This is a genomic window from Hydrogenimonas sp. (genome assembly GCF_029932565.1).
Classification (GTDB): domain Bacteria; phylum Campylobacterota; class Campylobacteria; order Campylobacterales; family Hydrogenimonadaceae; genus Hydrogenimonas.
Window position 1 is genome coordinate 1 of record NZ_JAOZPV010000113.1, and the last position, 3621, is coordinate 3621.

A 3621-nucleotide genomic window follows, 5' to 3' on the forward strand; every position below is an offset into this window, starting at 1 on the left:
TCATCGGTCCACGTCAGCCAGGACAATCGCAGAACGGACCGTGACACCGGCACGAAGCAGTACACCATGCGCCTCCTGCAATGTCAAACCGGACGTGACAATATCATCGAGCAAAACAGCCTCGATATTGTCAGGACCGCGATAGTTGAACTCTCTTGGATTTTGAAGTCTGAACGCAAGCGGCTGACCCGCATAGGAGATTCTATTCCTTGCATGCAGCATACCTACAAGCGGATGATACCCTTTGTATCGCAATCGGTTGGCAAGAATCGCTGTGTGACTGTACCCTCCTGATGCATTGTCGTCGACGGGTATTGCACACACTCCCTCTTCCCTCTTGTTATTCAGTGTCTTGAACGCTTCCGCCGCCAATATACGGTAGATAAACCAGCCGTGCGGAAGGTGTTTGGTCAGCAGAAACGGCTCTATTTCATCATAACCGTAAAATGAGAGCACTGCCAGACCCGTAGCGAGTTTCCGGATCCGGGGTTCCGGATTCAGGTAGAGTTCACGGCAGCTTCGGCATATCAGAGACAAAGAGAAACGTCGGCAGCTGTGGCAACGCATCAATGCCCTTTGGGTGCGGTGAAACGGGAAACGGAAAACGGAAAACAGAAAAAGATAGAATTATATTCCATTCTACCTTTCTTGTTCACTGTTTACTACCCCGAATCAGTCGATTTTCAACACCGCCAGGAACGCATCCTGCGGTAGCTGTACCTTGCCAATCGCTTTCATCCGCTTTTTCCCCTCTTTCTGTTTTTCGAGGAGTTTGCGTTTTCTGGTAATGTCGCCGCCGTAGCACTTGGCCGTCACGTTTTTTCCCATCGATTTGACGGTTTCTCGGGCGATGACTTTGTTGCCGATGGATGCCTGTACCGCCACTTCGAAGAGCTGGCGCGGGATCAGCTCTTTCATCGTCTTGACGAGCTCTCTGCCCCGTTGCTGCGCCTTTTCCCGCGGCACGATAATGCTGAGTGCATCCACGACGTCACCGGCGACGCGCACATCTAGCTTGACCAGATCGCCCTCGCGGTAGTCGATCGGTTCGTAATCGAAACTGGCATACCCTTTGGTGGCGCTTTTGAGTTTGTCGTAGAAATCGACGACGATCTCGTTCATCGGTACGGCGTAGACCAGCATCACGCGCTCTTCGTTGAGATACTCCATCTTCTCCTGCACCCCGCGCCGATCGGCCATCATCGTGATGATATTGCCCAGAAACTCTTTGGGCGTAATGATTGTGGCCCGCACATAAGGTTCATAGATCTTCGCAATCTTACCGGTGTCGGGCATTTCACTCGGGTTCTGCACCTCGACGAGACTGCCGTCGGTCAGCTCCACGTTGTAGACGACGGTGGGCGCGGTGGCGATCAGATCGAGGCCGAATTCCCGCTCCAGACGCTCCTTGACCACCTCCATATGGAGCATGCCGAGAAATCCAACCCGAAAACCGAAACCCAGAGCCACGGAGGTTTCCGGTTCGTAACTGATGGATGCGTCGTTAAGCTTCAGCTTGTCCAGTGCATCGCGCAGCTCTTCGAACCGGTCGGTATCGATCGGATAGAGGCCGGCGAAGACAAAGGGCTTGGCCTCTTTGAAACCTCCTACCGCTTCGGCCGTGGGACGCTTCGCATCGGTAATCGTATCACCTACGGCGACATCGCTGACGTTTTTGAGTCCCAGCACGACGATGCCGACTTCGCCGCTCCTGATCTCTTTCGTTTTGGAAGGTTTAATGGGGTGGGGATAGGAGAGGTCGAGTACCTGATGCTTCTTGCCTGTACCCATGATGAGAACTTCCTGCCCCTTTTTGATACTGCCGTCGAAAACACGCACCAGCGCCAGTGCACCCAGATAGTTGTCGAACCAGCTGTCATAGATGATCGCCTTGGTCGGCGCTGCCTCGTCGCCATGGGGCGGCGGCACGCGGTCGACGATAGCGTCGAGCAATTCGCGGATACCCTGCCCCGTTTTGGCACTGACATAGATGGCACCGCTGCAGTCCAGACCGATCGTCTGCTCGATCTCCTCGACCACGCGATCGGGGTCGGCGGCCGGTAGGTCGATTTTATTGATGACGGGAATGATTTCCAGGTCGTTTTCGAGAGCGATGTAGACATTGGCGATCGTCTGTGCCTCGACACCCTGCGAGGCATCGACAACCAGCAGTGCACCCTCCGAAGAAGCGAGGGATTTGCTCACTTCATAGCTGAAATCGACGTGACCGGGGGTGTCAATCAGGTTGAGGACATAGGGCTCGCCATCTTTGACATAGGTCAGGCGTACACTCTGTGCCTTGATCGTAATGCCCCGCTCCTGTTCGATATCCATCGTATCCATCATCTGCGTACCGAGCTCCCGCTCGGTGACGGCACCGCACTCCTGGATAATACGGTCGGCCAGCGTACTCTTGCCGTGATCGATATGGGCAATAATGGAGAAGTTTCGGATTCTATCCTGCATGGAAACCTTTTCGGATTTTTTTATATCAATTTGTCAAGAGGGTGAGATCGCCGCTTCACGACTGGCGAGAGGGTGAGAATGCATGTCTGCTTTCTTGCCCTCTCACCTTCCGGCCTCACTTACATAAAAAGCGAGTTGACACTCTCGTTGTGATAGACACGCCGGATGACTTCGGCAAAGATGGGTGCTGCCGGCAGAACCGTGATCTTTTCGCACGCCTCTTTGAGCGGAAGGGTATCGGAGACGATCAACTCGTCCAGTTCGCCTTCACGAATACGTTCGTATGCAGGCCCGCTGAGAACCGGGTGGGTGCAGCAGGCGATGACACTTTTTGCACCATGTTCTTTGAGTGCCGCTGCACCTTTGACGATGGTGCCCGCTGTATCGATCATATCGTCAACCAGTACGATATTCTTCCCTTCGACTTCACCGATGATATTCATCACCTCCGACTCGTTCGCCTTTTCACGGCGTTTGTCGACAATCGCCATCTCGACACCGAGGCGGCTGGCGAAATAACGTGCACGTGCCACACCGCCGATATCGGGACTCGCAACGATCAGGTTGTCCAGATTTTTCGATTTGATGTGGTTGATAAAGAGAATCGCACCGTAGAGGTTGTCGACCGGGATGTCGAAAAAGCCCTGGATCTGTCCGGCATGCAGATCCATCGTAATGATTCGGTCGATACCCGCCGTCTGTATGAGGTTCGCCACCAGTTTCGCCGTGATCGGAACACGTGGTGCCGCTTTCCGGTCCTGACGCGCATAGCCGAAATAGGGAATGACCGCATTGATCGACTTGGCTGAACTGCGCTTGAGTGCATCGGTCATAATGAGCAGTTCCAACAGGTTGTCGTTGGCCGGAGCTCCCGTCGACTGGACGATAAACACATCGCGTCCCCGAACGCTTTCGCTGATCTGGCATCCGATTTCACCGTCACTGAAGCGTCTGATATTGGCACCGCTGAGTGGGGCATCGAGATATTTGCTGATCTCGGCAGCAAACGGTTCCGATGCTGTTCCGGCAAATATTTTGTATCCGCGCATACACTTTACCTTCCGTGATTAAATTAGTGCGATTATATCCAAAAATCTCCCAAGAATCTATTACGAAATTCTATGATAACAATTTGTGTTTGAAATGGTTTATGGT

General features: G+C 53.3%; 3 protein-coding genes. All 3 read right to left on the minus strand.

Going from position 1 to position 3621, the window contains the following annotated elements:
- The 3 genes from Q1K24_RS09495 to Q1K24_RS09505 all read right to left on the minus strand — a co-directional run bounded on the left by Q1K24_RS09495 (nt 1) and on the right by Q1K24_RS09505 (nt 3515).
- Entirely contained in the window at nt 1-567 is a 567-nt protein-coding gene (locus Q1K24_RS09495; protein ID WP_300369408.1) for a ComF family protein, read from the minus strand.
- Between the two features lie 105 nt (nt 568-672).
- Nucleotides 673-2466: a translation elongation factor 4 gene (gene lepA / locus Q1K24_RS09500; RefSeq protein ID WP_300369411.1), complete on the minus strand. Its 1794-nt coding sequence runs from the start codon at nt 2464-2466 to the stop codon at nt 673-675.
- 119 nt (nt 2467-2585) lie between these two features.
- Nucleotides 2586-3515, minus strand: coding sequence for a ribose-phosphate pyrophosphokinase (locus Q1K24_RS09505; protein ID WP_300369414.1), 930 nt, complete (start codon nt 3513-3515; stop codon nt 2586-2588).
- Between the last annotated feature and the right edge of the window lie 106 nt (nt 3516-3621).

Coding starts and splice junctions, on each gene's coding strand:
- Q1K24_RS09495 (WP_300369408.1), bottom strand. CDS start 567: ATGCGTTGCCACAGCTGCCGACGTTTCTCTTTGTCTCTGATATGCCGA.
- lepA (WP_300369411.1), bottom strand. CDS start 2,466: ATGCAGGATAGAATCCGAAACTTCTCCATTATTGCCCATATCGATCAC.
- Q1K24_RS09505 (WP_300369414.1), bottom strand. CDS start 3,515: ATGCGCGGATACAAAATATTTGCCGGAACAGCATCGGAACCGTTTGCT.